Below are 22,672 nucleotides of genomic sequence, written 5' to 3'. Positions count from 1 at the left end.
GGCTTGGTATTTGAAGTCTACGGTATATTTGTTCATAAGAAAACTGCACCTTTATGGGTTGGATGGGGGTGTCCAACTTTTGGGGTGCAGTTCAAGTTTTTTCGGACGGCCTTTTGCCCATTCAAAAAAATAAGCTTACAAAATAAAAGCAGTTCGACAGCACCATCTGTGTAGGTTGGATTCTAATCCGACGTTTGGCCATCGGTTAAAGCAATGTGCGTGGTTTGTTCTGCCGAACAAGTGTCGGATTCAAGAATCCTGCCTACGAACCAAAGGCCGTCTGAAAGTTTTTCAGACGGCCTTTTATCTTATTTTTTACGGTTTGTTTGACTGATGTCGCACCATAAAAAACACCGGCTGTAAACCGGTGTTTTTTATTTCTGCCTTTTTATTCCAGCACCACTTCTACGCGGCGGGCTTCGGCATTGTTGCCGCTGCCCTCGGTGCTTTCGGGCTTGCGCAATTCGATTTGCGACTCGGGCACGCCCAGCGCCAGCAAGGCATCGCGCACGGCAAATGCGCGCTGTTTGGATAATTCTTCATTTTGCGCACGGTTGCCGGTGTCGTCGTGAAAGCCGGAAATCACCGCTTTTTTGCCTTCTTTGGCACCGGCGAGCACATCTTGCAGCGCTTCATCGGCACCTTGCGCCAAATCGGCTTTGCCGGTGGCAAAGTAGAATTTCACCACGCCGTTTTCCACCACCACTTTGGCGGCATCATTATTTTGCGCATCAGCGGCCAAAATCGCATCGGCCGGGCTGCTGGCAGCGGAAGCCATTTCGTCGGCCACCACCACTTCGGTTACGCTTTCTTCTACCACAACCACTTCAGAAGCCGCCGGTGCGCCCTCGATTTTGCCGGTTTGCCAGCCCCACACCGAGAAAAACACCACTGCCGCAGTGGTCAAGCCCACTGCCGCTGCGGGCAGCAACAGCGCCAAGCGCTGCTCTTTATTTTCTTCTTCATTCATTCCACTCTCCCTAAAAACATCAAACGGACAACAAACTTCGGCATTATACCCAACTTATCCCGCCTGTAACAGCTAAATCCCTGTTCAAGCCCCCGTCAACGCAGTAAAATGCTGCCTTTATACGCATTTCCTATCGGGCAGGGCAAACATGCTGACATTCCAACAAATCATCTTCAAATTACAAAATTTCTGGGCCGCGCAAGGCTGCGTGGTGCTGCAACCTTTCGATATGGAAGTGGGCGCCGGCACGAGCCACCCCGCCACCTGCCTGCGCGCGCTCGGCCCCGAGCCGTGGTTTGCCGCCTATGTGCAGCCCAGCCGCCGCCCCAAAGACGGCCGCTACGGCGACAACCCCAACCGCTTGCAACATTATTACCAATTCCAGGTCGCCCTCAAACCCGCACCTGAGAATATCCAAGAGCTGTATCTCGATTCATTGAAAGAATTGGGTATTTCGCCGCTGGAGCACGACATCCGCTTTGTGGAAGACGATTGGGAAAATCCCACCCTCGGCGCTTGGGGCTTGGGCTGGGAAGTGTGGCTCAACGGCATGGAAGTGACCCAATTTACCTATTTCCAGCAAGTGGGCGGCATCGATTGCACGCCCGTGCTCGGTGAAATCACCTACGGCATCGAGCGCTTGGCCATGTATCTGCAAGGCGTGGAAAACGTGTATGACCTCGTGTGGGCGCACACGCCCGACGGCCAAACCGTGACCTACGGCGATGTTTACCATCAAAACGAAGTGGAGCAATCCACTTATAATTTCGAATATGCCAACGTGGATTTGCTGCTGCAAAACTTCAATAATTTCGAAGCCGAAGCCCGCCGCCTGCTCGAAATCGAAAACGCCAGCCTGATTCTGCCCGCTTACGAGCAAGTGCTCAAAGCCGGCCACACTTTCAATATGCTTGATGCGCGCGGCGCCATTTCCGTGACCGAGCGCGCCACCTATATCGGCCGCATCCGCAACCTCAGCCGCATCGTGGCGCAAAAATTTGTCGAAAGCCGCGAAGCCTTGGGCTATCCGCTGATTAAAAATAAAACGGTGTAATGATTCAGACTGGCTGTTTGGTATCTCAGCTTGCGAATAGCCAGCCAATTTGAAATATTTTGGGGAATGATTAATGAACCGGCCAATTGAAATTTATCAAACCCAAGACGGGCAAACGCAGGTAGATGTTCGCTTTGAACAAGAGAGCGTATGGCTGAGCATTGATGATATGGTTCACTTATTTCAAAAATCACGCTCTACGGTTAACGAACATATTCTTAATATTTATAAAGAAAAAGAGTTGGAAGAAGAAACATCAATGAGAAAAATCGGTATTTCCGATTTTTCTACCAAACCAACTAATCTTTATAATCTTGATGTTATTATTTCAGTTGGTTATCGGGTGAGGTCCAAGCAAGGCACTCAATTCCGCATCTGGGCAACCGCCCGCCTGAAAGACTACCTGCTTAAAGGCTATGCGCTCAACCAAAAGCGTTTGCAGCAAAACGCCGCCGAGCTGGAGCAAGCCCTCGCGCTGATTCAGAAAACCGCCGCCTCACCCGAATTAACGCTGGAAAGCGGACGCGGCTTGGTAGATATCGTCAGCCGCTACACACAAACTTTTTTGTGGTTGCAGCAATACGATGAAGGCTTGCTGGGCGAGCCGAAAGGCGAAAACGGCGGCGCATTGCCATCAGCAATTGAAGCCCGCACCGCCTTGGCTGCGCTGAAACAGCAACTGATGGCGCGTGGCGAAGCCACTGATTTATTCGCCCGCGAGCGCGGCGACGGTTTGGATGCGCTGCTTGGCAATTTGGAGCAAAGTGTGTTCGGCGAACCGGCCTACCCCAGCATTGAAAGCAAAGCCGCGCATTTATTGTATTTTGTCGTCAAAAACCATCCGTTTTCAGACGGCAACAAACGCAGCGGCGCGTTTTTGTTTGTCGATTTTCTGCATCGAAATGACAGATTATTGAACAGAAGCGGGCAGGCTGTAATAAACGACACCGGCTTGGCCGCTTTAACTTTATTGGTGGCCGAATCCGACCCCAAACAGAAAGAAACCTTAATCCGCCTGATGATGCACATGCTGCAACAGGCCGTCTGAACAGCAAACCCAATACTAAGCAACAGAAAGTTTAACCATGACCCAAACCTTATTAATCGAACTGCGCACCGAAGAGCTGCCGCTCAAAGCCCTCAACCTGTTGGGCAACAGCTTGGCCGCTTCTGTGGCCGAAGCGCTGGAAAAAGAGCAATTGATCGACGGCGAGGCCGATTTCACTGCTTATGCTTCGCCGCGCCGCTTGGCCGTGCAGGTGAAAAACGTTAAAGCCGTGCAGGCCGACCGCCGAGTGGTGAAAAAAGGCCCGGCGGTGGCGGCGGGTATGAAAGACGGTGCGCCTACCAAAGCGTTGGAAGGTTTCGCCCGTTCGTGCGGCGCGGAAATTGCCGCGCTCAGCATCGTTAATGATGGCAAGCAAGATGTGTATGCCTATGAATACACGCAAAAAGGCCAGCCCTTGAGCGCATTAATCAGCGAAATTTTGGCGCAGGCGGTGAAAAAGCTGCCGATTCCGAAAGTGATGCGCTGGGGCAGCAGCACGCATACGTTCGTGCGCCCGGTGCACGGCCTAGTGGTGATGCACGGTGCCGACACCGTGGCCGCCGAAGTGTTGGGCTTGAGCAGCCAAAACGCCACGCTCGGCCACCGTTTTCTTTCAGACGGCCAAATTGTGTTTGCCGATGCCGATGCTTATGCCGAGCAAATGCGCACGCAGGGCAAAGTGATTGCTTCGTTTGCCGAACGCAAAGCCGCCATTCAAGCCGCTTTGAATGAGCAGGCAGGCCGTCTGAATGCCACCGTGGCCGCCGATGAAGCGCTGCTGGATGAAGTAACCGCTTTGGTGGAATGGCCGGTGGTGCTCGAAGCGGGCTTTGAAGCGCACTTTTTGCAAGTGCCGCAAGAATGCCTGATTCTCACCATGCAGCAAAACCAAAAATATTTTCCGCTGCTCGATGCTGATGGCAAGCTGATGAACCGCTTTTTGCTGGTGTCCAACCTGCAAGCTGCAGACCCGAGCCATATCATCCACGGCAACGAACGCGTGTTGCGCGCGCGCCTTTCCGATGCCGAATTTTTCTACAAGCAAGACCAAAAAGCCACGCTCGAAAGCCGCCTGCCCAAGCTCGAAAACGTGGTGTATCACAACAAAATCGGCAATCAGGCCGAGCGCATCAGCCGCTTGACGAGCATTGCCGGCAGCATCGCCAAAGCGCTGGGCGCCGATGTGGCCGTGGCCGAGCGCGCCGCGCGTTTGGCCAAGGCCGATTTGGTTACCGAAATGGTGGGCGAATTTCCCGAGCTGCAAGGCACGATGGGCAAATACTATGCCCGCTTGGATGGTGAAAGTGAAGAAATCGCCGCCGCCATCGAGCAGCATTACCAGCCGCGCTTCGCCGGCGATGCATTGCCCGAAGGCAAGATTGCCACCGCCGTGTCGCTGGCCGACAAGCTCGAAACCTTGGTCGGCATTTGGGGCATCGGCCTGGTGCCCACCGGCGATAAAGACCCATATGCCTTGCGCCGCGCTGCTTTGGGCGTGTTGCGTATGCTGATGCAATACGATTTGAACGCGGCTGATTTGATTCAGACGGCCTTTGGCAGCTTCCCCGCCGGCGTGCTCAACCCGAAAACGCCTGCCGAAGTGGCCGACTTTATGCAGGCGCGTTTGGCGGTGCTGCTGCAAAACGATTATCCGCAAGACGTGGTGGCGGCGGTATTGGCCAAAGCGCCGCAGCGCTTGGGCGATATCGAAGGCCGTCTGAACGCTGTGGCCGCCTTCAAAGCGCTGCCCGAAGCCGCCGCGCTGGCTGCCGCCAACAAGCGCGTACACAACCTGCTTAAAAAAGCCGATGCCGGATTGGGCGCGGTGAACGAGGCTTTGTTGCAGCAAAACGAAGAAAAAGCCTTGCTTGCCGCCGCGCAAGCCTTGGCGCCGAAAATCGAAGCCGCGCTGGCCAAGCAAGACTTTCAGACGGCCTTAACCGAATTGGCCGCCATCAAGCCGCAAGTGGATACCTTTTTCGACGGTGTGATGGTGATGGCAGACGATGCGGCGGTGAAGCAAAACCGTTTGAATCTGCTCAATCAATTGGCGCAGCAAATGAACGCTGTGGCCGATATTGCACTTTTGGGCGAATAAGCGAAAGCGCCTGAATGCGCGTGCCTGCGTAGGTGCGCCGTGCATTTTTCAGCATAGGCAATAAAGATACAGGCCGTCTGAACATTCAGACGGCCTGACTTTTATACTCATTCAATAAAGTCATACCAATCCAAAAAATAACCTAAAACCAATTCTAAAAAATAACCTTACAAAATAAAAGCAGTTCAGCAGCGGGTAGGTTGGGTTGTAAACCCAACAAATCCACAAGCCGTCTGAAACGTTGGGTTTGGCAGCCCAACCTACGCTGTTTCAGAATGCATTTCGTGTCACTTTTTCTTGCATTTTACTATATCTGTACTGTCGCAGGCTCGCCGCCTTGTTGGCTTACTTTTTTGAATGGGTAAAAGAGTGCAAGGCGGCGAGCCGACAATGTTTAATATTGAATTGCCAAATCAATATTTTTCAAATCAGCCTCTGCAAGCGGCATGGCGGGATTGTTGGCGCGGCATGAAACGCGTAGGATGGGCGCATCTGAACTTTTTCAGACGGCCTTGATTAATCTGTAAAGGAATATCATGAAAAAAACTGCGTTATTGTCGGCATGGATATTGGGTGCCGCGCTTATCCAGCCTGCCGTTGCGGCCGAAACTGCCGCGCCGCCGGCCACCGTGGCCGAGGTGGACGTGCCGCGTTATATGGGGCGTTGGCATGAAATCGCCCGCTTGCCGATGCGGTTTCAAAACGATTGCGTGCGCGATGTTACCGCCGATTACCGCTTGAATGAAAACCGCAGCGTCACGGTGTTGAACCGCTGCCGCAAGGCAGACGGCGAAATGATAGAGGCAACAGGGCTGGCTAAGGCGGCGGATGCGGGCGGCAGCAAGCTGAAGGTTACTTTCCTGCCCAAAGGCCTGCGTTGGCTGCCGTTCGGCAAGGCTTCATACTGGATTTTGCGCTTGGATGAATCGTATCAAACCGCGCTGGTGGGCACGCCCGACCGCAAATATTTGTGGCTGCTTTCGCGCACGCCGGATATTGATGAGGCGGTGTATCAGCGCTATTTGGATACGGCACGCGAGCAGGGTTATGATTTGGATGGTTTGATCCGCAATCCGAATTGATGGCCGGCGAGGCTTTTTCTGGGCAGGTGAAGCTGTTTGGTAAAACCAAGGCCGTCTGAAATGTTAACGTTTCAGACGGCCTTGGTGCAAAAGCACGTTTTGAATCAAAAGATTGCCGCGTGATGAATGGTGAGCAGCCCCTAAATGCGCTGATCCATTTCCGCGGCCGGTTTGTCCACCGATTTGCCCACGGTTTTGGCCGGCACGCCCACCACGGTGGAATGCGGCGGCACATCGGCCACCACCACGCTGCCGGCGCCCACTTTGGAATATTCGCCGATGCGGATGTTGCCGAGCACGGAGGCGTTGGCGCCTATCATCACGCCATCGCCCACTTTCGGGTGCCTGTCGCCGCTCTCTTTGCCTGAGCCGCCGAGGGTTACGCCGTGCAGAATGGAAATGTCGTTGCCCAGCGTGGCGGTTTCACCCACCACAAAGCCGGTGGCGTGGTCGAGCATCAGGCCGTGGCCGAAGCGGGCGGCGGGGTGGATGTCGGTGCCGAACACTTCAGATGAGCGGTTTTGTAGGAAATAGGCTAGGGTTTTGCGGCCTTGCTGCCACAGCCAATGGTTGATGCGGTGCGCCTGCACGGCATGGAAGCCTTTGAAATAAAGCAGGGGCAGCGAATATTCGTCGCAGGCCGGGTCGCGCTCGTAGCAGGCGAGAATGTCTTTTTCCACGGCTTTGATGATATCGCCATCGCTTTGCAGCGCTTGCAGATACACTTCAAACAGGGCGCGGGCATCCATAATCGGGCTGGAAAGTTTGCTGGAAAGATGAAAGGCCAGCACGCGGTCGAGCGAATGGTGGCGCAGCACGGTGAGGTGCAGAAAGCTGGCCAGCATGGGCTCGGCGGCGGCCGCGGCGGCGGCTTCGCTGCGTATGGTTTGCCATAAGTCGAAATGGGCGGAGGTGATGTGGTCGTTCATAATAAAGGCCGTCTGAAAGGGTTTAGAGGCGGATAAGGCGGCAGCCTTGATCCATCGCTTCGCGGGGCAGGTGGTAGAGGTTGTCGAGCAACAGGGTTTGCAGGCTGCCGGGGCCTTGTGCCGAGGCGGCGGCGGTTTCGCCGCACAGCCCGTAAAACGAGATGGCCGCAGCGGCCGCTTCGAGCATATTGTGGTTATGTGCGGCAATAAAAGCCCCCACCACGGCAGAAGCAATGCAGCCTGTGCCCACCAGCACAGCCATCATCGGGTGGCCGTTGCGGCACAGATAAGTGGTGCGGCCGTCGGTAATGTAATCTTCGGCGCCGGTCATCACCACGATGCTTTGGTAGCGGCGGGCCACGGTTTGGGCGATTTGAAGCGGGTCAGCTTCGAGTGCGCCGGCATCAATGCCTTTGCTGCGGTGGCCGGCTTGGGCTAAAAAGGCGATTTCGCCGGCATTGCCGCGTATGGCGCTGAAGCGGAACAATTGCAGCAATTCGTGCACGGTGTGTTGGCGCAAATAAGAAGCGCCCACGCCCACCGGGTCGAGCACGCGCGGAATATTCTTGCGGTAGGCGGCTTGTGCCGACAGATACATGGCGTTGATGCTGTGTTGGTTGAGGGTGCCGATGTTGACCACCAGGCCGTCTGAAAGGCCGGTGAGCTTGGCGGCTTCTTCCGGCTCGTCGGCCATAATCGGCGATGCGCCCAATGCGCTTAAGGCATTGGCTTGAAAAGAGGCAACCACATAGTTGGTGATGCTGTGAATCAGCGGGTTGCGGGCGCGCACGGCGGCGGCAAAACGGGCAACGGGCAGAGCCATGGCTTCTCCTGATGTGATGGTTTGAGCTATTGTATAACATAGAGCGCGGCGGCTGTACACCGCGCATGATTGAATATGCTTGGAATAGGCTTGCCATTGTGTCATCAAAAGGCCGTCTGAAAACGTGTTCAGACGGCCTTTGAATTATAACAACACAATATCGTATTGCTCCTGCGTGTAAGCGGTTTCCACCGCCAGCGAAATCGGCTTGCCGATGAAATCGACCAGCATGGCCAGCGATTGCGATTCTTCGTCGAGAAATAAATCAATCACGCTGGGCGCGGCGAGAATGCGGAAGCTTTGGGCATCGTAGCGGCGCGCTTCGCGCACGATTTCGCGTTGGATTTCGTAGCACACGGTTTGTGCGGTTTTCAGATGGCCTCTGCCTTGGCAGGTGGGGCAGGTTTCACACAACACATGGTTGAGGTTTTCGCGCGTGCGTTTGCGGGTGAGCTCCACCAACCCTAAGCTGGTGAAGCCGTTGAGGGTGACGCGGGTGCGGTCGAAGCCCAGCGCTTTGGCCAATTCCTGCAACACGGCTTCGCGGTGGCTCTCGAGCGCCATGTCGATAAAGTCGATGATGATGATGCCGCCGAGGTTGCGCAGGCGCAATTCGCGGGCGATGGCGTGGCAGGCTTCGAGGTTGGTTTTGAAAATGGTTTCGTCGAAATTGCGCGCGCCCACAAAGCCGCCGGTGTTTACATCAATGGTGGTCATGGCTTCGGTGGCTTCGATAATCAGATAGCTGCCGAAATTGAGGTTGACGCGCGGTTGCAGGGCGCGGTTGATTTCCTGCTCGATGTTGTGGGTTTCAAACAAGGGGCGCTCGCCCTTGAAAAGCTGGATTTTATCCACCGCGCCCTGCACATATTGGCCGGCAAATTCGCGCATGCGCAGATAATTTTCGGTGGAATCGACCAAAATTTCACGGGTGTTGTCGTTGAACATATCGCGCAACACGCGCAAGGGCAGCGGCAGATCTTGATAAAGCAGGGTTTCGGGCGGGCGCGTTTTGGCTTGGTGGCGGATGTGCGCCCATACTTTGGTGAGGTAGTCGATATCGGCCTGCAATTCGGCATCGGTGGCGGTTTCGGCGCTGGTGCGGATAATGTAGCCGTGGCAGGCATCGGCGGCTAAGAGATTGTTGAGCCGCTCGCGCAGGCTGTTGCGCTCGTTTTCGTCTTCGATGCGCTGCGAAATGCCGATGTGCTCGTCTTGCGGCAGGTGCACGAGAAAGCGCCCGGCCAGCGAAATCTGGGTGGAAAGGCGCGCGCCTTTGGTGTTGATTGGATCTTTAATTACTTGAACCAGCACCGATTGGCCTTCAAACAGCATGTGCTCGATGCGCTGGGTTTCTTCCGGGTTTTGGCGCTGCTCGAGCACGTCGACAATGTGCAGAAAAGCCGCCCGCTCCAAGCCGATGTCGATAAAAGCGCTCTGCATGCCGGGCAGCACGCGCCGCACCACGCCCAAATAAATATTGCCCACCAAGCCGTGGCCGCTGTTGCGCTCGATGTGCAGCTCGCAAATATTGTTTTCTTCGAGCATGGCTACGCGGGTTTCCTGCGGCGTGATGTTGACAAGCACGGTTTCAGGCGGCCTGACGATGCCTTTCGGCAGGGGAATGCTGGATAACATAATAACTCTCTGAATTTTAAAAACTTTTGCAATCGGCTCTCGGGGCGGGAAAGCCGATTGCAAAAGTGTTTGTGTCGGGCGCGGGCGTGGTGGGCAAAGCTGTTGAATCATACCTGAAAGCGCTTGTTTGCGCCAATCGGCTGTGTGCTTTTCAGACGGCCTGCGTTCTATTGTGAGGCCGTCTGAAAAAGGGTTTGCTGCATTGATTTTTCAGGTGGTGGGTTGGCGTGGGCGGCTTTGGGGTGGTGTTTGCATGCGTACGATTACGCCGCCGCAGGCGGCTAATCGTACCTACGCGGCTTGTTTCAATCGGTGTGTGCTTTTCAGACGGCCTTTGTTTTGCTTTAGGCCGTCTGAAACGGCGGCACGGCAAGGCCGCATTGTGCGAGCAGCGCCATGGTTTCATACACGGGCAGGCCCATCACGCCGGTGAAGCTGCCGCGCAAATCGGCCACAAACACGCCGCCCAAGCCCTGTATGCCGTAGGCGCCGGCTTTGTCCATCGGCTCGCCGCCGGCGATATAGGCGCTGATTTCGGCCTTGTTCAAGGTTTTGAAGGCTACGTCGCTTTGCTGGGTGTGATGATAAGTGTGCCCCTGCCAATGCACGCTCACGGCGGTGAGCACTTGGTGCACGCTGCCGGAGAGGTTTTGCAGCATTTCGCGGGCGTGTTCGGCGGATTCGGGTTTGCCCAAAATGCGGTTGTGCAGCGCCACGGTGGTGTCGGCGCTGAGGATGGGGTATTCGGGCGCATGGCGGTGTTGCGCCTGCCATTGCAGCAGCGCGGCGGTGTTTTTCTCGGCGGCCATGCGCGCCACATAAGCGGCGGCCGATTCGAGATGTTGCGGCGTTTCGTCGATGTCGGCCTTCAGGCGGATGACGGTGTAGCCGAGATTTTCGAGAATTTCGCGGCGGCGCGGGCTGCCGGAGGCGAGATAGAGGGTGTGCATAAATCAGGCCGTCTGAAAGAAAAGGGTTTTATTGAAACGCGGCGTTTGGAAATCACGATGGCAGAAAAGAGTGGCAAAGTTAATGGTTTTTCCCTTGCCCGCCCACGGCCGCCCGCTGCACGGCATCGAGCCAGCGCGTGGGCAAAAGCCGCTTTAAATACCAGAAAACCTGAGTGGGCAGGGTGATGCGGTAGCGCGCTTTGGGGCGCTCGGCCAGCAGCGCTTTCACGCACACGGCGGCGCAATCGGGCGAGGTCATGGTAAACGGCGCGGCGTCGCCTTCGGTTTCGAGGCGGGCGAGCTGGGCGCGGTAGCTTTCGGCGTGCACGCTTTTGTCGATGTCGATATATTGCTTGAATTTTTCCAGCGCGTTGGGGCGGAAGCGGGTGGCAATCGGCCCGGGCTCGATCAGGCTCACGAAAATGGCGCTGCCGTGGGTTTCGTGGCGCAAGGTGTCGGCGAGGCCTTCGAGGGCGAATTTGGAGCTGTTGTACGCGCCGCGCCAGGGCATGGCGGCAAAGCCCAAAATGCTGCTGTTTATCAACACGCGCCCGCGGCCTTGGCGGCGGAAGATTTTCATGGCGTGGGTGATGCATTCCCAAGTGCCGAACACATTGGTGTTGAATTGCTGGTGCAGGGCGATGCGCGGAATATCTTCCACCGCGCCCACTTGGCCGTAGCCGGCGTTGCAGAATAGCGCATCGAGCCTGCCGCCGGTTTGCGCGAGAATGTGGGCAAATGCGGCTTCGATTTGGGCGCTGTCGGTCACATCAAGCAGGAGCGCATCGGCGAGGCCTTCGCTTTGCAGCCGCGCCACATCTTCGGTGCGCCGGCACGAGGCAAACACGCGCCAGCCTTTTTCGTGCAGCTGTTTGGCGGTGTCGTAGCCGATGCCGCTGGAGCAGCCGGTGATCAAAATGGTGTTCATGATGAGGGTGTGCGATGGGTTTTCAGACGGCCTTTTTATCACAGTTGAGGCCGTCTGAAAAACTATGTGCGCGCAAAAGCGATTAAATGCTCCAGCTCCAGGCGGATGCCGATGCGGCTGCCGATGGGGTGGTTGTGGTGGCTGGGCACATGGGCGAGCACGGTTTCGCCGCTGTCGAGCTTGAGGGTGTAGATAAAATAGCTGCCTTTGAAATCTTTATCGAGCACTTCGGCGCTCACGGGGCTGTTGTCGTCGTGCACCACATCATCGGGGCGCAGCAGCACATCTACTTCACGGCAGCTTTGGCAATGGTGCGGCACCACGCCGCAAAATTCGCCCAGCGCCAGCCGCACGCAATGGCTGCCGCTCATTTGGCCGCGCAGCAACACGCCTTGGCCGATAAAGCCGGCAATGGCGGGTGTGGCGGGGTTGTGGTAGAGATTATAGGGCGTGTCCCATTGTTGCAGGCGGCCATCGGCCATGATGCCGATTTTGTCGGCCATGGCAAAGGCTTCTTGCTGATCGTGCGTTACCAGTAGGGCGCTGGTGTTTTCCTGCTTGAGTAGCGAGCGCACTTCTTTAGATAAACGGGTGCGCAAATCGGCATCGAGGTTGGAAAAAGGCTCGTCGAGTAGCACAAGCTCGGGCTTGGGCGCGAGCGCACGCGCCAGCGCCACGCGCTGTTGCTGGCCGCCGGAAAGCTGGTGCGGATAATGGCCGCCGTAATCGGGCAGGCCGATGAGCGCGAGCAATTCGGCCACGCGCGCTTTGCGCGCTTCGGCGCTGCGGCCGCTCAAGCCGAAAGCGATGTTGTCGGCCACATTCAGGTGCGGAAACAGCGCGTAATCTTGAAACACCATGCCGATACGGCGCAAATGCGGCGGCACAAACAGGCGGCCGTCTGAAAGCGTGCGCCCTTGCAGCGCAATGCGGCCGAGCTCGGGCTGCTCGAAGCCGGCCACGGCGCGCAGGGCGGTGGTTTTGCCGCAGCCCGAATGGCCGAGCAGGCAGGCGATTTCACCGGCCTCTAAATCAAAGCCGAAGCCTTGCAGCACCGCAGTGCGGCCAAACGATAAATATAAGTCGGCAACGTTTAAAATCATCGGTTTTGCTCCGTGCGCGAAAACAAAATCACAGGCACCAGGCCGGTGAGCACAATCAATAAGGCAGGCAGCGCGGCATTGGCATATTGCCCTTCAATGGTGAAGGCATACACGCGCACCGCCAGCGTGTCCCAATCGTAAGGGCGCGTCATCAGCGTGATGGGCATCTCTTTCATCACATCCACAAACGTCATCAACAGCGCCGTGCCGAGCGAGCCTTTCAAAAGCGGCAGATACACGCGCCGCAACACGCCCGCGCCGGTGCAGCCGAGCGAGCGCGCCGCTTCGGCCTGCGAGGGGCTGATGCGCTCCAACCCGGCTTCCACGCTGGCATAGCCCACCGCCAAAAAGCGGATTAAATAAGCAGCCAGCATCACCCACAAAGTGCCTTTGAGCACGCCGGTGGTGCCCTCGGGCAGATGCAGCCACGCAATCAGAATATTGTCGAACCAGGCCACCGGCACAAACACGCCCACCGCCAGCACCGTGCCGGGAATGGCATAGCCCAGCGTGGCGATGCGTGCGGCCACGGCGGCAAAGCGGCTCTTGTCGGCGCGCTTGGTCAAAGCCAGCAAGAGCGCCACCGCCGCCACCGCCAGCGCGGCCAGCAGCGAAGCGGCAAAAGAATGCCAGGCGTGCAGCCATAAAGAGGTGTTGAAGCCGTCGTGCCAGGTATCGTAAGCCCACCACAATAATTGCAGCAGCGGAATAAAAAATGCCGCCGCCAAAATCAGGCCGCAATAAGCCGTGGCCAGCCATTTCATGCGGCCGCTCAGCGCTTTGCGCCGCTGCCGCTGCGCCTTGCCGGCCTGATGAAAGCGGCGCCGGCCGCGGCTGAGCTGCTCCAGCGCCAGCAGCACAAACACCGCAGTGACCAAAAGCGCTGCCAGCTGCTTGGCGGTTTCGAGCGAGAAAAAGTCAAACCAGGCCTGATAAATGGCGGTGGTGAAGGTGTCGTAGCCAAACACCGACACCGTGCCGAAATCAGCCAGCGTTTCCATCAGCGCCAAAATCACGCCGCCGGCAATCCACGGCCGCGCCATCGGCAGCGCCACTTTGACAAAAGCGCGCGCAGGCGAGAGCCCCAGCGATGCCCCCGCTTCCAGCGCCCGCTGCCCCATGCTTGCAAACGCATTGCGCGCCAGCAAATACACATAAGGATAAAAAGTGAGGCTCATCACCAGCACCAGTCCGAAGCCGTTGCGCACTTCGGGCAGCGCCTGCTCAATGCCGTAAGCATTGCGCAGCCAAGTGTTGATCACGCCGGTGTAGTCAAACAGGCCGAGCTGGGTAAAGGCCAGCACATAAGCGGGCACGGCCAAGGGCAGCATCAGCGCCCAAAAGAAAAAGCGCCGCAGCGGAAATTCATACATGGTGGTGAGCCATGCGCCGCTGGTGCCCAGAAAAGCCACGCCCACGCCCACGCCAAACACCAAAAACAAGGTGTTTTTCACGAGCTCGGGCAATTGGTAATCCAGCAGAAAAGCCCAGATTTCCGCATCAAATTCACCCAACGCCGCCATAATCACCGCAAGCGGAATCACCACCAGCGCGATGCAGAATAAAAGCCACAAGCGGGCACTCAGGGCGGAATAAGCAGCTTTCATGGGTTCAGACGGCCTGTCGAAATTGGGAGCAAAGCCTGAATTATGGTGGGCATTGGAGATGATTGCAATACAAAATATACGCGTTTAAAAGATAAATGATAGTTTTTATTGTTTGTGTTCTCAGTTTGATTTAGAATCAAACCGTTTCAGCTTTCACATTCAAACCGATTGCAAAGGAAAAAACATGATGAAAACAACATTGGCCGCTTCATTGGCCTTGATGATTGCCGCACCGGCATTTGCCAACGAATTGGTGGTGTATTCTTCGCGCGCCGACAACCTGCTCAAGCCCGTGGTGGCCGAATATGAAAAGAAAACCGGCACCAAAGTGCAGCTGGTGGGCGGCCAGGCCGGCCCCTTGATGGAAAAAATACGCGCCGAGGGCAGCAACACCCCGGCCGATGTGTTTATCACGGTTGACGGCGGCAACTTGTGGCAGGCCACCCAAATGGGCTTGCTGCGCCCGATTAACTCGCCCACGCTCAAGGCCAATATCCCCGCCAGCCTGCGCGACCCGAAAAACCAATGGTATGGCTTATCCGTGCGCGCCCGCACCATTTTCTACAACACCAATAAAGTGAAGCCCGCCGAGCTTTCGAGCTATGCCGCGTTGGCCGATGCAAAATGGAAAGGGCGCTTGTGTTTGCGCACCTCGAATAATGTGTATAACCAATCGCTGGTGGGCACCATGATTGCCAACCTCGGCGCGGTGAAAACCGAGCAAATCGTAAAAGGCTGGGTGGCCAATTTGGCCGCGCCGCCGTTTGCCAACGACACCGCCATGCTTGAAGCCATCGGCGCCGGTCGCTGCGATGTGGGCATTGCCAACACTTATTACTACGGCCGCCTGATGGATAAACAGCCCAATCTGCCCATCGGCATTTTCTTTGCCGACCAGCAAGGCAAAGGCACGCATGTGAATGTGTCCGGCGCGGGTGTAACCAAATTCAGCAAGCGCCCGGCCGAAGCGCAGAAATTCATCGAATGGCTCAGCGGCAGCGAAGCGCAAAACCTGTTTGCCGACCTCAACCACGAATACCCGGCCAACCCGAAAGTGAAGCCCGACCCGAAAGTGGCCAAATGGGGCAGCTTCAAGCAAGATGTAATCAATGTGTCGGTGGCCGGCAGCAACCAAAAACGCGCCGTAATGTTGATGCGCAAAGCAGGCTATAAATAAATCGGTTTGATTGGATATTAAAAAGGCCGTCTGAAGATTCAGACGGCCTTTTCTTTTGCAAACGGCTTATAACCAAACTTTTTGAATGTTGGCGTTGTTTCGGTGCGGATGTTGATAATGCCGCTTTACCACTTCATCTCGCCTTTAATCACTTTGGCGCTGATGTCGAGGCTTTCCGCACCGCCCAAACCCGGATAGGCTTGCTTCATTTTGGCAACCAGCTCGGTTGAATTGCCGCTGGCGGCGGCGTTGCGTTCAAAATCGCTCAGGTATTTTTGAGTGAAGCCGATTGAGGACACGCCGTTGCCGATGTTTCCGACAAAGTGCGCCGGAATCACTTGTTTGGGCTTCAGCTTTTGCATGCCGCTCAAGGTGCGTTGCCATTGCTGGCGCGATTCAGGGCTTTGGCTGTCGGCCACCCACATATGCTCGCCGCTCACCAGATTGATGCCGCCCAGAATGGTTTTGGTGGAAGGCACCCATAAATAAGTGCGGTGCGGATCGTTGTCACGATTGCGGATTTCGATATGGCTGCTGCCCACTTGCAGGGTTTTGCCGGCGTAGGCTTGCGGAATCACCAGCGCGCGCGGGGCGTTTTCTTTCATGATGGGCCCCCAGTAATCATTTTTGGCGATGACGTTGCCTTTGATGTGTTGAACCGTTTCCGGTGTGGCAATCACGCGGGCATTGGGAAAGGCTTGAATCACGGGCTCGAGGCCGAAATAAAAATCAGGGTCGCCGTGGCTGATGTAGATGGTGTTTAGCGGTTTGCCGATGGCTTTGATTTTTTGCACCAATGTTTCGGCATCGTTGCGTTGAAACTGGCTGTCCACCAGCATCACTTCTTTATCGCCTTCCACAATCACGGAGGTTACGGCAAAAATGCTGTTGTGGCCGGGGTTGAATACTTCGTATTTCAAATTATCGGCCATGGCCAAAGGTGCGGCTAAACCGAGCATGGCAATGAAAGCGCTTGTTTTCATGTGGGTTCCTTTTGATATATGATGGTGTTGTTAGTGGAAAGCATCATATCACGATGAAATATGGCCGAGTAGGCGGTTTGATTGAAGTATAATTTAAGCTGAGCTTAATAATGGTGCGTCATACAATGAAATGCAGGCAGATGTTAAACAACAGGCCGTCTGAAAATCTTTTTCAGGCGGCCTGTTTTGATTTTGCCTGCTTAAGGTTTTTCACCCACTACTTCGTTGGCTTCTTTCAACACCGCTTCGGGAATGGTGAAGCCCAGCGCCGCAGCGGCAGCGGGGTTCACCATCAAACTGCCTTCTTTCGGGTGCTCGGGCGTGATGCTGCCCGGCTGCTCGCCTTTGAGAATGCGCGCCACCATGTGGCCGGTTTGCACGCCCAAATCGTAAAAATCGGGGCCGTAAGCCGCGATGGCGCCGCGCTTCACTGTGCCGGTGTCGGCCGCCACCAAGGGCAGCTTGATTTCGGTGCCCGCCTTGTAAACGGCTTCATAGGCCGACACCACACCGTTGTCAAACGAAGTGTAGAGCAGATCCACTTTGCCTTTGAGGCTGCGCACGGCCGCGCCCACATCGGTGGTGCGCGGCGCGGCCACGGCCACCACTTCGATGTTTTTCGGCGCCAGAAAAGCTTTCATGCGCTCAAGCGTGGTGGTGGAATTGATTTCGCCGGGGCTGTAAACATAGCCGATGCGCTTCAAATCCGGCATCAATTTCTGCATCAATTCAAATTGCGGCTCAAACGGGATATAGTCCGACATGCCGGTAACATTGGTGCCCGAGGGCGCATCCATGCTGGGCACGAGCTTGGCGGCTACGGGGTCGATAATGGCATTAAACACCACCGGCACGCTCTTGGTGGCGGCCACCACCGATTGGGCGCTGGGCGTGGAAATCACCACAATCGCATCGGGCTTGTCGGCGGCGAATTTTTTGGCAATCTGGCCGGCGGTGGCGGTGCTGCCTTGTGCGTTTTGATAATCAATGCTCAGATTTTCACCCGCTTTAAAGCCCGCTTCGGCCAGCCCCGCTTCGATGCCTTTGCGCGAAGCATCCAGCGCCGGATGTTCGACGATTTGGGTGATGGCCACCGTTTTCACGGCTGCGGGCGCGGTGTCGGCCGTGTTTTGCTGCGCCGACGGCGAGCAGGCGCTCAGCAAAGCGGCGGCGGCGAGTGTGGATAAGGTGAGGCGCATGGGTTTCTCCTGTTTTTTTGTGTGCATTGATGAAAGGGGAATCATAATGAAAAAAGAGCGGTTTGTGCGGGTGGTGAAATTTTTTACTGATGCCGGAATCCGCATCAAAATATTAGATTTTTACTCTGAAATAGCGTTTAATCAAAATTTTTGCGCCAAACGCAATATTAAATCATGATGCAGCGCTGATTATGGAAACGAACGGTTTAATTGGTTTTCATACCAATCCAAAAAAATAACCTAACTTCGTTGTCTCGCCTTGCCGAATCTATAGCTTACTTTTTTGAATTGGTATCAGACGACCTGATAGAAAAAGAGCACAACGTGGAATTATTTTGGCCTTATCTGGCGCTGGCCGCTTCGGCATTTACCTCGGCCACCATTCTGCCCGGCACTTCAGAAGCGGCGTTTGCCGTGTTTGTGCAGCAATATCCGCATGCGTGGGCGGGCGCGTGGCTGCTGGCGGGTGTGTGCAACGGCTTGGGCAGCATGGTTTCCTATGGCATGGGGCGGCTGATTCCGCCGAAAAAGCAGCCGTCTGAAAAAGTGCTGCGCTGGCTGCGCCGCTGGGGTGTGTGGTCGCTGCTGCTGGCCTGGCTGCCGCTGGTGGGCGACGGCCTGCCGATTGCCGCCGGCTGGCTGCGCTTGAATGCCTGGGCAAGCTGCCTGATGCTGCTGGCGGGCAAGTTTTTGCGCTATGGTCTGCTGCTGGCCGGTTTGAAAGCCTGGCTGTGAAGGGGACGAATCATTTTCAGACGGCCTTTTATCATGCTGTCTGAAACAAAATCGGCTACAATACGCGCTTAAAATCTGAGATTTGGCAAACATGAAAGAGCATAAAGCCCGCAAGCGTTTCGGGCAGAATTTTTTGCAGGACACGCGCATCATCAATGATATTGTGAGCGCCGTGCGCCCCGCGCCCGGTGATGTGGTGATTGAAATCGGCCCCGGTTTGGCGGCGATTACCGAGCCTTTGGCGCGCAAGCTCGATAAGCTTTATGTGATCGAAATCGACCGTGACATCATCAAGCGCCTGAAAACACTGCCCTTTGCCGATAAATTGGTGATACACGAAGGCGATGTGTTGCAGTTTGATTTTGGCAGCGTGGCCGGCAAAAAGAAAATTGTCGGCAATCTGCCGTATAATATTTCCACGCCGCTGCTGTTCCGCTTGAGCGAAGTGGCCGATGAAGTGGCCGATATGCATTTTATGCTGCAAAAAGAAGTGGTGGAACGCATGGTGGCTGCACCCAAAAGCAACGATTACGGCCGCCTGAGCGTGATGCTGCAATATTTTTTCGACATGGAGCTGCTGCTTGAAGTGCCGCCCGAATCGTTCGATCCCGCGCCGAAAGTGGATTCTGCCGTGGTGCGCATGATTCCCGATGCCGGCCGCATCGGCGTGGCGCAAGATTTCGAGCATTTCGGCAAGCTTGTGAAAGCCGCTTTTCACCAGCGGCGCAAAACCATCCGCAATAATCTGAAAGACATCGCCACCGATGAAGATTTGGCCGCCGTAGGCATCAATCCGCAGGATAGAGCCGAGCATATTGCGCCCGAATTATATGTGACGCTGAGCAATTATCTGGCCGACAAGGCCGCTTGAAACACCGAAAGCATAAAATGATTAAATTCAAAAATGTAAACAAATTTTTCAAAGACCTGCATGTGCTCAACGATGTGAATCTGGAAGTGAAGCAGGGCGAAGTAGTGGTGGTGTGCGGGCCTTCCGGCAGTGGTAAATCCACGCTCATCCGCACGGTAAACCAGCTCGAGCAGATTCAGGGCGGCGAAATCTGGGTGGACGGCATGAATGTGGCCGACCCGAAAACCGATTTAAACAAAGTGCGCGCAGAAGTGGGCTTTGTGTTTCAAAGCTTCAATCTTTATCCGCATCTGAACGTGTTGGAAAATATCGTGCTCTCGCCGATGAAGGTGAAAAAGCTCAGCCGCACAGCCGCCGAAAAAAAAGCCATGGAATTGCTCGATCGCGTGGGCTTGGCGCATAAAAAAGATGCCATGCCCGGCCAGCTTTCCGGCGGCCAGCAGCAGCGTGTGGCGATTGCCCGCGGCTTGGCGATGGAGCCGCGCGTGATGCTGTTTGACGAGCCCACTTCGGCGCTCGACCCGGAAATGGTGGGCGAAGTGCTCAAAGTGATGAAAGATTTGGCGCTCAGCGGCATGACCATGATGTGCGTTACCCACGAAATGGGCTTTGCGCGCGAAGTGGCCGACCGGGTGATTTTCGTCGACCACGGCTGCGTGGTGGAAGATGCCGATCCGGAAGCGTTTTTTATCAAGCCGCAAACCGAACGGGCGCGGCAATTTTTGCAGCAGGTGATGCATTAATTATAATTAATAGATTCGCACAAAACCGAAAAGGCCGTCTGAAAGATTTTTCAGACGGCCTTTTATCGGATGATGCATTCGGCAGGGCTTATTTTTTGGCAGCGTTGGCCAAGCGGGCGGTGGCGGTTTTGTCCAGCTTGCAAGCCTGGGTAACGATTTGCGATACCGGCATTTGTTGGCCGTTAACCACTTCCACGGCTTGCTGGGTGAGTGTGCCGCCGTCTACTTTATCCACGGTGGCCGGGGTGGCTTTGGCCGAGGTCCAGGTGATGCCTTGGGCGGTGAAGCTGTTTTGCTCGTTGTCGCCAATCACGCGGAAAAGGCCGGGTGAGAGCTTGTCTTGATATTTGACTTGCGCCACCACCACATCGCCGCCTTTGAAGCCATACATCACGGTGAGCGGGTTTTGGCCTTTGTCGCCGCATTTATAGGCCACTTCTTTTCGGCCGTCGATAGAATCCACTTGTACCGTGGCCGGATCTTGCTGTGCGGCCGGTGCTTGTGCCGCAGGTGTGGCGGCAGAGGCTGCCGGAGCGGCTTTCGCTTTGCTGCCGCCCATGCTGCCACAGCCGGTTAAAAGCGCGCTCAGAGCCAGCGCAGGAACGATCAATTTCAAATTTGCTTTCATTTGGGTAAAACTCCGTTGTTGCGAGAATGTTGTGTATCACACACATTCGGCTACGTTAGCAGAGAAAAAGTTCCATGTCTTGCTGCATTGTGCCGGCGGGCATGCGCGGTGTATTCCGAATGAGAAAGAATGTAGGCCAGCGATTTGATTTTTATGTGTTTCTTGGGCACTGAAGCTGATGCAGTGTGCGGGTAAATTTAGGCAAAGGCGGCTGGGATGTTTTTGTAATCGATAAATAATCGGGCTTGATTTTTTTCAAGGCAAACAAAAAAGCACAGCTTTTAAACTGTGCTTTTTTGCGTATTGGCACGCCCACGGGGAATCGAACCCCGGTTACCGCCGTGAAAGGGCGATGTCCTAACCGCTAGACGATGGGCGCATATAAATGGTTTCTGGCGCACCCGGAGCGATTCGAACGCCCGACCCTCTGGTTCGTAGCCAGATACTCTATCCAACTGAGCTACGGGTGCGAGAAAGATATGAATTATAGGGAGTAGGTGCAAAGCTGTCAAGCGCCTTTCTACAAAAAATGTAGAAAAATGCAGAAAAGTGTAGAATGCGGCTTTGCTGTTTGAATCGAATTATTGGAATGAATATGGCGCAAGCCTCGCGTTGGCCGCAATTGGCGGCATGTTTTGCCCGTTTGGGCATGCCGGTGGCGGTGGTGGATTTGGAAACCACCGGCGGCAATATGTATGAAGACCGCGTTACCGAGGTGGCGCTGTTGCGTTTTGAAGGCGGGAAAATCACGCAACACCAATGGCTGGTAAACCCCGAGCAGCCGATTTCGCCGTTTATCACCCGCCTCACCGGCATTGATGATGAAATGGTGGCCTCGGCGCCGGTTTTTACCGAGCTGGCGCCGATGCTGCTGCCGCTTTTGCGCGGCACGCTGGTGGTGGCGCATAACAGCCGCTTCGACTATACCTTTTTGCGCCACGAATTCCGGCGCGCCGGCGTTTGTTTTGCTGCGCCGGCTTTGTGCACGGTGCAATTGTCGCGCCGGCTTTATCCCGAATTTCACAAACATAATCTCGATAGTATTATCGAGCGTTTCGATCTTGCTGTGGAAAGCCGCCATCGCGCCATGGCCGATGTGTTGGTGTTGGCCGATTTTTTGGAAAAAAGCATTGCCCAAGCCGGCGCGCAGGCGTGGGATGAGCATTCTCGGGCATTGATGAATCCGAAAATGCTGCCCGCCCGTTTGCCGGCCGCGCTGGCCGCGCAGATTTATGCTTTGCCCGATGCGCATGGCGTGTTGGTGTGGCTCGATGCGCGCGGGCAGGTGTTGGCGCTGGCGGCGCATGAGAAAACGTTTTATGAAACGGCCACGGCGCTGCATGCCAAGCAGCCGCCTGTTTATACCCAACAAGCGGCATCGGTGCGATTTGTGCCGGCGCTGGGGCCTTTGCATGCGTTGTGGCTGAAAGCGCAGCTGTTGGCCGAATATCATTTGAGGCCGTCTGAAAGCGGGCGCACTTATTTAACGGTTCAGTTTGCGCCGGATGAGCGGGCGCGTTTGCAGGCGCGGATTGTGCCGCTGAGCAACGGCAGCCATGTTTGTCGTCCCAATGGTTTGTTTCTGCATAAGAAAAAGGCGCGGCAGGCGCTGGTGGAATGGGCGCACGCGCACTTGTTGTGCCCGGCTTCGTTGGATTTGCTGCCCGGCACTTATGCCAAAGGCCAACCTTGCCCGCTGCTGGCGGCCGGCCAATGCAGCGGCCAATGCCAGGGCGAAGCAGGCGTGCAGGCGCAAAATAAACGCATCGGCGAACAGGCGGCTTGGCTGCCGGTGGCCGATTGGGGCGGGGCGCATGAAGTGGAGATTACGGAGCGCGATGAATTATCGGGACAATCGGTGGCTTTGCGCTGCGCCGGCGGTGCGCTCGAGCTGCCCGATGGGCGTTGGTATTTTGATGATGCGCTGCCGGCGGTGTTGAAAGCCAAGTTTAAGCAGGGCAAGAAGGCGGTAAAGGTGTTGGGATAGCCGGCTGAGGTTGTGGTTTGGTGGGCTAGGGCATCCTGACAATTACTTGTCATAAAAATAATCAGATAAAAGAAAGGCAGATAAGTTAAAATTTTTGTCGCCAAACAAAACATACTTAT

At 55.6% G+C, this 22,672-nt stretch carries 20 protein-coding genes and 2 tRNA genes; 9 read left to right on the top strand and 13 right to left on the bottom strand.

All coding sequences use genetic code 11. The features are described from left to right. Positions 1–388: 388 nt before the first annotated feature. On the bottom strand, positions 389–970 hold the full coding sequence (locus tag EV680_RS10430) for an OmpA family protein (protein ID WP_132954679.1): 582 nt from the start codon (positions 968–970) through the stop codon (positions 389–391). 148 nt (positions 971–1,118) lie between these two features. Between EV680_RS10430 and glyQ the strand changes: the two genes are divergently transcribed. The 4 genes from glyQ to EV680_RS10410 all read left to right on the top strand — a co-directional run bounded on the left by glyQ (position 1,119) and on the right by EV680_RS10410 (position 6,252). Continuing rightward, positions 1,119–2,024 (top strand): glycine--tRNA ligase subunit alpha, encoded by a 906-nt coding sequence (glyQ, locus tag EV680_RS10425; RefSeq protein ID WP_132954678.1) that lies wholly within the window; start codon positions 1,119–1,121, stop codon positions 2,022–2,024. 73 nt (positions 2,025–2,097) lie between these two features. Next, entirely contained in the window at positions 2,098–3,072 is a 975-nt protein-coding gene (locus EV680_RS10420; RefSeq protein ID WP_132954677.1) for a virulence RhuM family protein/type II toxin-antitoxin system death-on-curing family toxin, read from the top strand. A gap of 37 nt (positions 3,073–3,109) precedes the next feature. Beyond that, on the top strand, positions 3,110–5,170 hold the full coding sequence (glyS, locus tag EV680_RS10415) for a glycine--tRNA ligase subunit beta (RefSeq protein ID WP_132954676.1): 2,061 nt from the start codon (positions 3,110–3,112) through the stop codon (positions 5,168–5,170). Between the two features lie 536 nt (positions 5,171–5,706). Continuing rightward, the gene (locus EV680_RS10410) at positions 5,707–6,252 is read left to right on the top strand and encodes a lipocalin family protein (protein WP_132954675.1); all 546 of its coding nucleotides are present in this window, start codon (positions 5,707–5,709) and stop codon (positions 6,250–6,252) included. A 140-nt stretch (positions 6,253–6,392) separates the two neighbouring features. On the opposite strand, the gene cysE is transcribed toward EV680_RS10410, so the two are convergent. The 7 genes from cysE to EV680_RS10375 all read right to left on the bottom strand — a co-directional run bounded on the left by cysE (position 6,393) and on the right by EV680_RS10375 (position 14,230). Next, a complete protein-coding gene (gene cysE, locus EV680_RS10405; RefSeq protein WP_424580121.1) occupies positions 6,393–7,181 on the bottom strand; it encodes a serine O-acetyltransferase in 789 nt (262 codons plus the stop codon). Positions 7,182–7,203: 22 nt separating this feature from the next. Beyond that, entirely contained in the window at positions 7,204–8,004 is an 801-nt protein-coding gene (thiM, locus tag EV680_RS10400; RefSeq protein ID WP_165870937.1) for a hydroxyethylthiazole kinase, read from the bottom strand. Between the two features lie 144 nt (positions 8,005–8,148). Further along, positions 8,149–9,642, bottom strand: a complete 1,494-nt coding sequence (rng, locus tag EV680_RS10395; protein ID WP_132954673.1) for a ribonuclease G — start codon at positions 9,640–9,642, stop codon at positions 8,149–8,151. 344 nt (positions 9,643–9,986) lie between these two features. Then, complete coding sequence (locus EV680_RS10390; RefSeq protein ID WP_132954672.1) at positions 9,987–10,592, bottom strand: Maf family protein; 606 nt, start codon at positions 10,590–10,592, stop codon at positions 9,987–9,989. A 79-nt stretch (positions 10,593–10,671) separates the two neighbouring features. Then, positions 10,672–11,520, bottom strand: coding sequence for an SDR family NAD(P)-dependent oxidoreductase (locus EV680_RS10385; RefSeq protein WP_132954671.1), 849 nt, complete (start codon positions 11,518–11,520; stop codon positions 10,672–10,674). Between the two features lie 62 nt (positions 11,521–11,582). Continuing rightward, positions 11,583–12,623, bottom strand: coding sequence for an ABC transporter ATP-binding protein (locus EV680_RS10380; RefSeq protein ID WP_132954670.1), 1,041 nt, complete (start codon positions 12,621–12,623; stop codon positions 11,583–11,585). Then, positions 12,620–14,230, bottom strand: coding sequence for an ABC transporter permease (locus tag EV680_RS10375; protein WP_132954669.1), 1,611 nt, complete (start codon positions 14,228–14,230; stop codon positions 12,620–12,622). Before EV680_RS10375 ends, EV680_RS10380 begins: the two co-directional genes overlap by 4 nt. A gap of 184 nt (positions 14,231–14,414) precedes the next feature. Here EV680_RS10375 and EV680_RS10370 point away from each other — a divergent pair, with 184 nt between their 5' ends. Then, positions 14,415–15,407, top strand: coding sequence for an extracellular solute-binding protein (locus EV680_RS10370; RefSeq protein ID WP_207894338.1), 993 nt, complete (start codon positions 14,415–14,417; stop codon positions 15,405–15,407). Between the two features lie 125 nt (positions 15,408–15,532). On the opposite strand, the gene EV680_RS10365 is transcribed toward EV680_RS10370, so the two are convergent. After that, positions 15,533–16,390, bottom strand: a complete 858-nt coding sequence (locus EV680_RS10365) for an MBL fold metallo-hydrolase (protein WP_132954668.1) — start codon at positions 16,388–16,390, stop codon at positions 15,533–15,535. Positions 16,391–16,590: 200 nt separating this feature from the next. Next, positions 16,591–17,589 (bottom strand): ABC transporter substrate-binding protein, encoded by a 999-nt coding sequence (locus EV680_RS10360; protein ID WP_132954667.1) that lies wholly within the window; start codon positions 17,587–17,589, stop codon positions 16,591–16,593. A gap of 324 nt (positions 17,590–17,913) precedes the next feature. On the opposite strand from EV680_RS10360, the gene EV680_RS10355 reads away from it, so the two are divergent. The 3 genes from EV680_RS10355 (at position 17,914) to EV680_RS10345 (ending at position 19,938) form a co-directional block, all read left to right on the top strand. Continuing rightward, complete coding sequence (locus tag EV680_RS10355) at positions 17,914–18,324, top strand: YqaA family protein (protein WP_132954666.1); 411 nt, start codon at positions 17,914–17,916, stop codon at positions 18,322–18,324. Positions 18,325–18,415: 91 nt separating this feature from the next. Then, entirely contained in the window at positions 18,416–19,195 is a 780-nt protein-coding gene (rsmA, locus tag EV680_RS10350) for a 16S rRNA (adenine(1518)-N(6)/adenine(1519)-N(6))-dimethyltransferase RsmA (RefSeq protein ID WP_132954665.1), read from the top strand. A gap of 17 nt (positions 19,196–19,212) precedes the next feature. After that, complete coding sequence (locus EV680_RS10345; protein WP_132954664.1) at positions 19,213–19,938, top strand: amino acid ABC transporter ATP-binding protein; 726 nt, start codon at positions 19,213–19,215, stop codon at positions 19,936–19,938. Between the two features lie 88 nt (positions 19,939–20,026). On the opposite strand, the gene EV680_RS10340 is transcribed toward EV680_RS10345, so the two are convergent. From EV680_RS10340 to EV680_RS10330, 3 genes are all read right to left on the bottom strand, one after another. Further along, positions 20,027–20,554 carry a hypothetical protein gene (locus EV680_RS10340; protein ID WP_341539399.1) on the bottom strand — a complete coding sequence of 176 codons (528 nt, stop codon included), beginning with the start codon at positions 20,552–20,554 and terminating at the stop codon, positions 20,027–20,029. A gap of 316 nt (positions 20,555–20,870) precedes the next feature. After that, positions 20,871–20,945, bottom strand: a tRNA-Glu gene (locus EV680_RS10335). 14 nt (positions 20,946–20,959) lie between these two features. After that, a tRNA-Arg gene (locus tag EV680_RS10330) sits at positions 20,960–21,036 on the bottom strand. A 125-nt stretch (positions 21,037–21,161) separates the two neighbouring features. On the opposite strand from EV680_RS10330, the gene EV680_RS10325 reads away from it, so the two are divergent. Continuing rightward, the gene (locus EV680_RS10325) at positions 21,162–22,553 is read left to right on the top strand and encodes an exonuclease domain-containing protein (RefSeq protein ID WP_132954680.1); all 1,392 of its coding nucleotides are present in this window, start codon (positions 21,162–21,164) and stop codon (positions 22,551–22,553) included. Positions 22,554–22,672: the final 119 nt, after the last annotated feature.

It is taken from the genome of Uruburuella suis (assembly GCF_004341385.1).
GTDB classification, from domain to species: Bacteria; Pseudomonadota; Gammaproteobacteria; order Burkholderiales; family Neisseriaceae; genus Neisseria; species Neisseria suis.
The sequence above is the reverse complement of the archived record's forward strand: the minus strand, read 5'-3'. Positions and strand labels throughout refer to the sequence as shown.

What these genes read in the sequence shown, in the direction of transcription:
- EV680_RS10390 (WP_132954672.1), bottom strand. Translation starts at nt 10,592, where the DNA reads ATGCACACCCTCTATCTCGCCTCCGGCAGCCCGCGCCGCCGCGAAATT.
- EV680_RS10410 (WP_132954675.1), top strand. Translation starts at nt 5,707, where the DNA reads ATGAAAAAAACTGCGTTATTGTCGGCATGGATATTGGGTGCCGCGCTT.
- EV680_RS10420 (WP_132954677.1), top strand. Translation starts at nt 2,098, where the DNA reads ATGAACCGGCCAATTGAAATTTATCAAACCCAAGACGGGCAAACGCAG.
- EV680_RS10380 (WP_132954670.1), bottom strand. Translation starts at nt 12,623, where the DNA reads ATGATTTTAAACGTTGCCGACTTATATTTATCGTTTGGCCGCACTGCG.
- EV680_RS10345 (WP_132954664.1), top strand. Translation starts at nt 19,213, where the DNA reads ATGATTAAATTCAAAAATGTAAACAAATTTTTCAAAGACCTGCATGTG.
- cysE (WP_424580121.1), bottom strand. Translation starts at nt 7,181, where the DNA reads ATGAACGACCACATCACCTCCGCCCATTTCGACTTATGGCAAACCATA.
- EV680_RS10375 (WP_132954669.1), bottom strand. Translation starts at nt 14,230, where the DNA reads ATGAAAGCTGCTTATTCCGCCCTGAGTGCCCGCTTGTGGCTTTTATTC.
- rng (WP_132954673.1), bottom strand. Translation starts at nt 9,642, where the DNA reads ATGTTATCCAGCATTCCCCTGCCGAAAGGCATCGTCAGGCCGCCTGAA.
- glyQ (WP_132954678.1), top strand. Translation starts at nt 1,119, where the DNA reads ATGCTGACATTCCAACAAATCATCTTCAAATTACAAAATTTCTGGGCC.
- thiM (WP_165870937.1), bottom strand. Translation starts at nt 8,004, where the DNA reads ATGGCTCTGCCCGTTGCCCGTTTTGCCGCCGCCGTGCGCGCCCGCAAC.
- glyS (WP_132954676.1), top strand. Translation starts at nt 3,110, where the DNA reads ATGACCCAAACCTTATTAATCGAACTGCGCACCGAAGAGCTGCCGCTC.
- EV680_RS10370 (WP_207894338.1), top strand. Translation starts at nt 14,415, where the DNA reads ATGATGAAAACAACATTGGCCGCTTCATTGGCCTTGATGATTGCCGCA.
- EV680_RS10360 (WP_132954667.1), bottom strand. Translation starts at nt 17,589, where the DNA reads ATGCGCCTCACCTTATCCACACTCGCCGCCGCCGCTTTGCTGAGCGCC.
- EV680_RS10385 (WP_132954671.1), bottom strand. Translation starts at nt 11,520, where the DNA reads ATGAACACCATTTTGATCACCGGCTGCTCCAGCGGCATCGGCTACGAC.
- EV680_RS10430 (WP_132954679.1), bottom strand. Translation starts at nt 970, where the DNA reads ATGAATGAAGAAGAAAATAAAGAGCAGCGCTTGGCGCTGTTGCTGCCC.
- rsmA (WP_132954665.1), top strand. Translation starts at nt 18,416, where the DNA reads ATGAAAGAGCATAAAGCCCGCAAGCGTTTCGGGCAGAATTTTTTGCAG.
- EV680_RS10365 (WP_132954668.1), bottom strand. Translation starts at nt 16,390, where the DNA reads ATGAAAACAAGCGCTTTCATTGCCATGCTCGGTTTAGCCGCACCTTTG.
- EV680_RS10325 (WP_132954680.1), top strand. Translation starts at nt 21,162, where the DNA reads ATGGCGCAAGCCTCGCGTTGGCCGCAATTGGCGGCATGTTTTGCCCGT.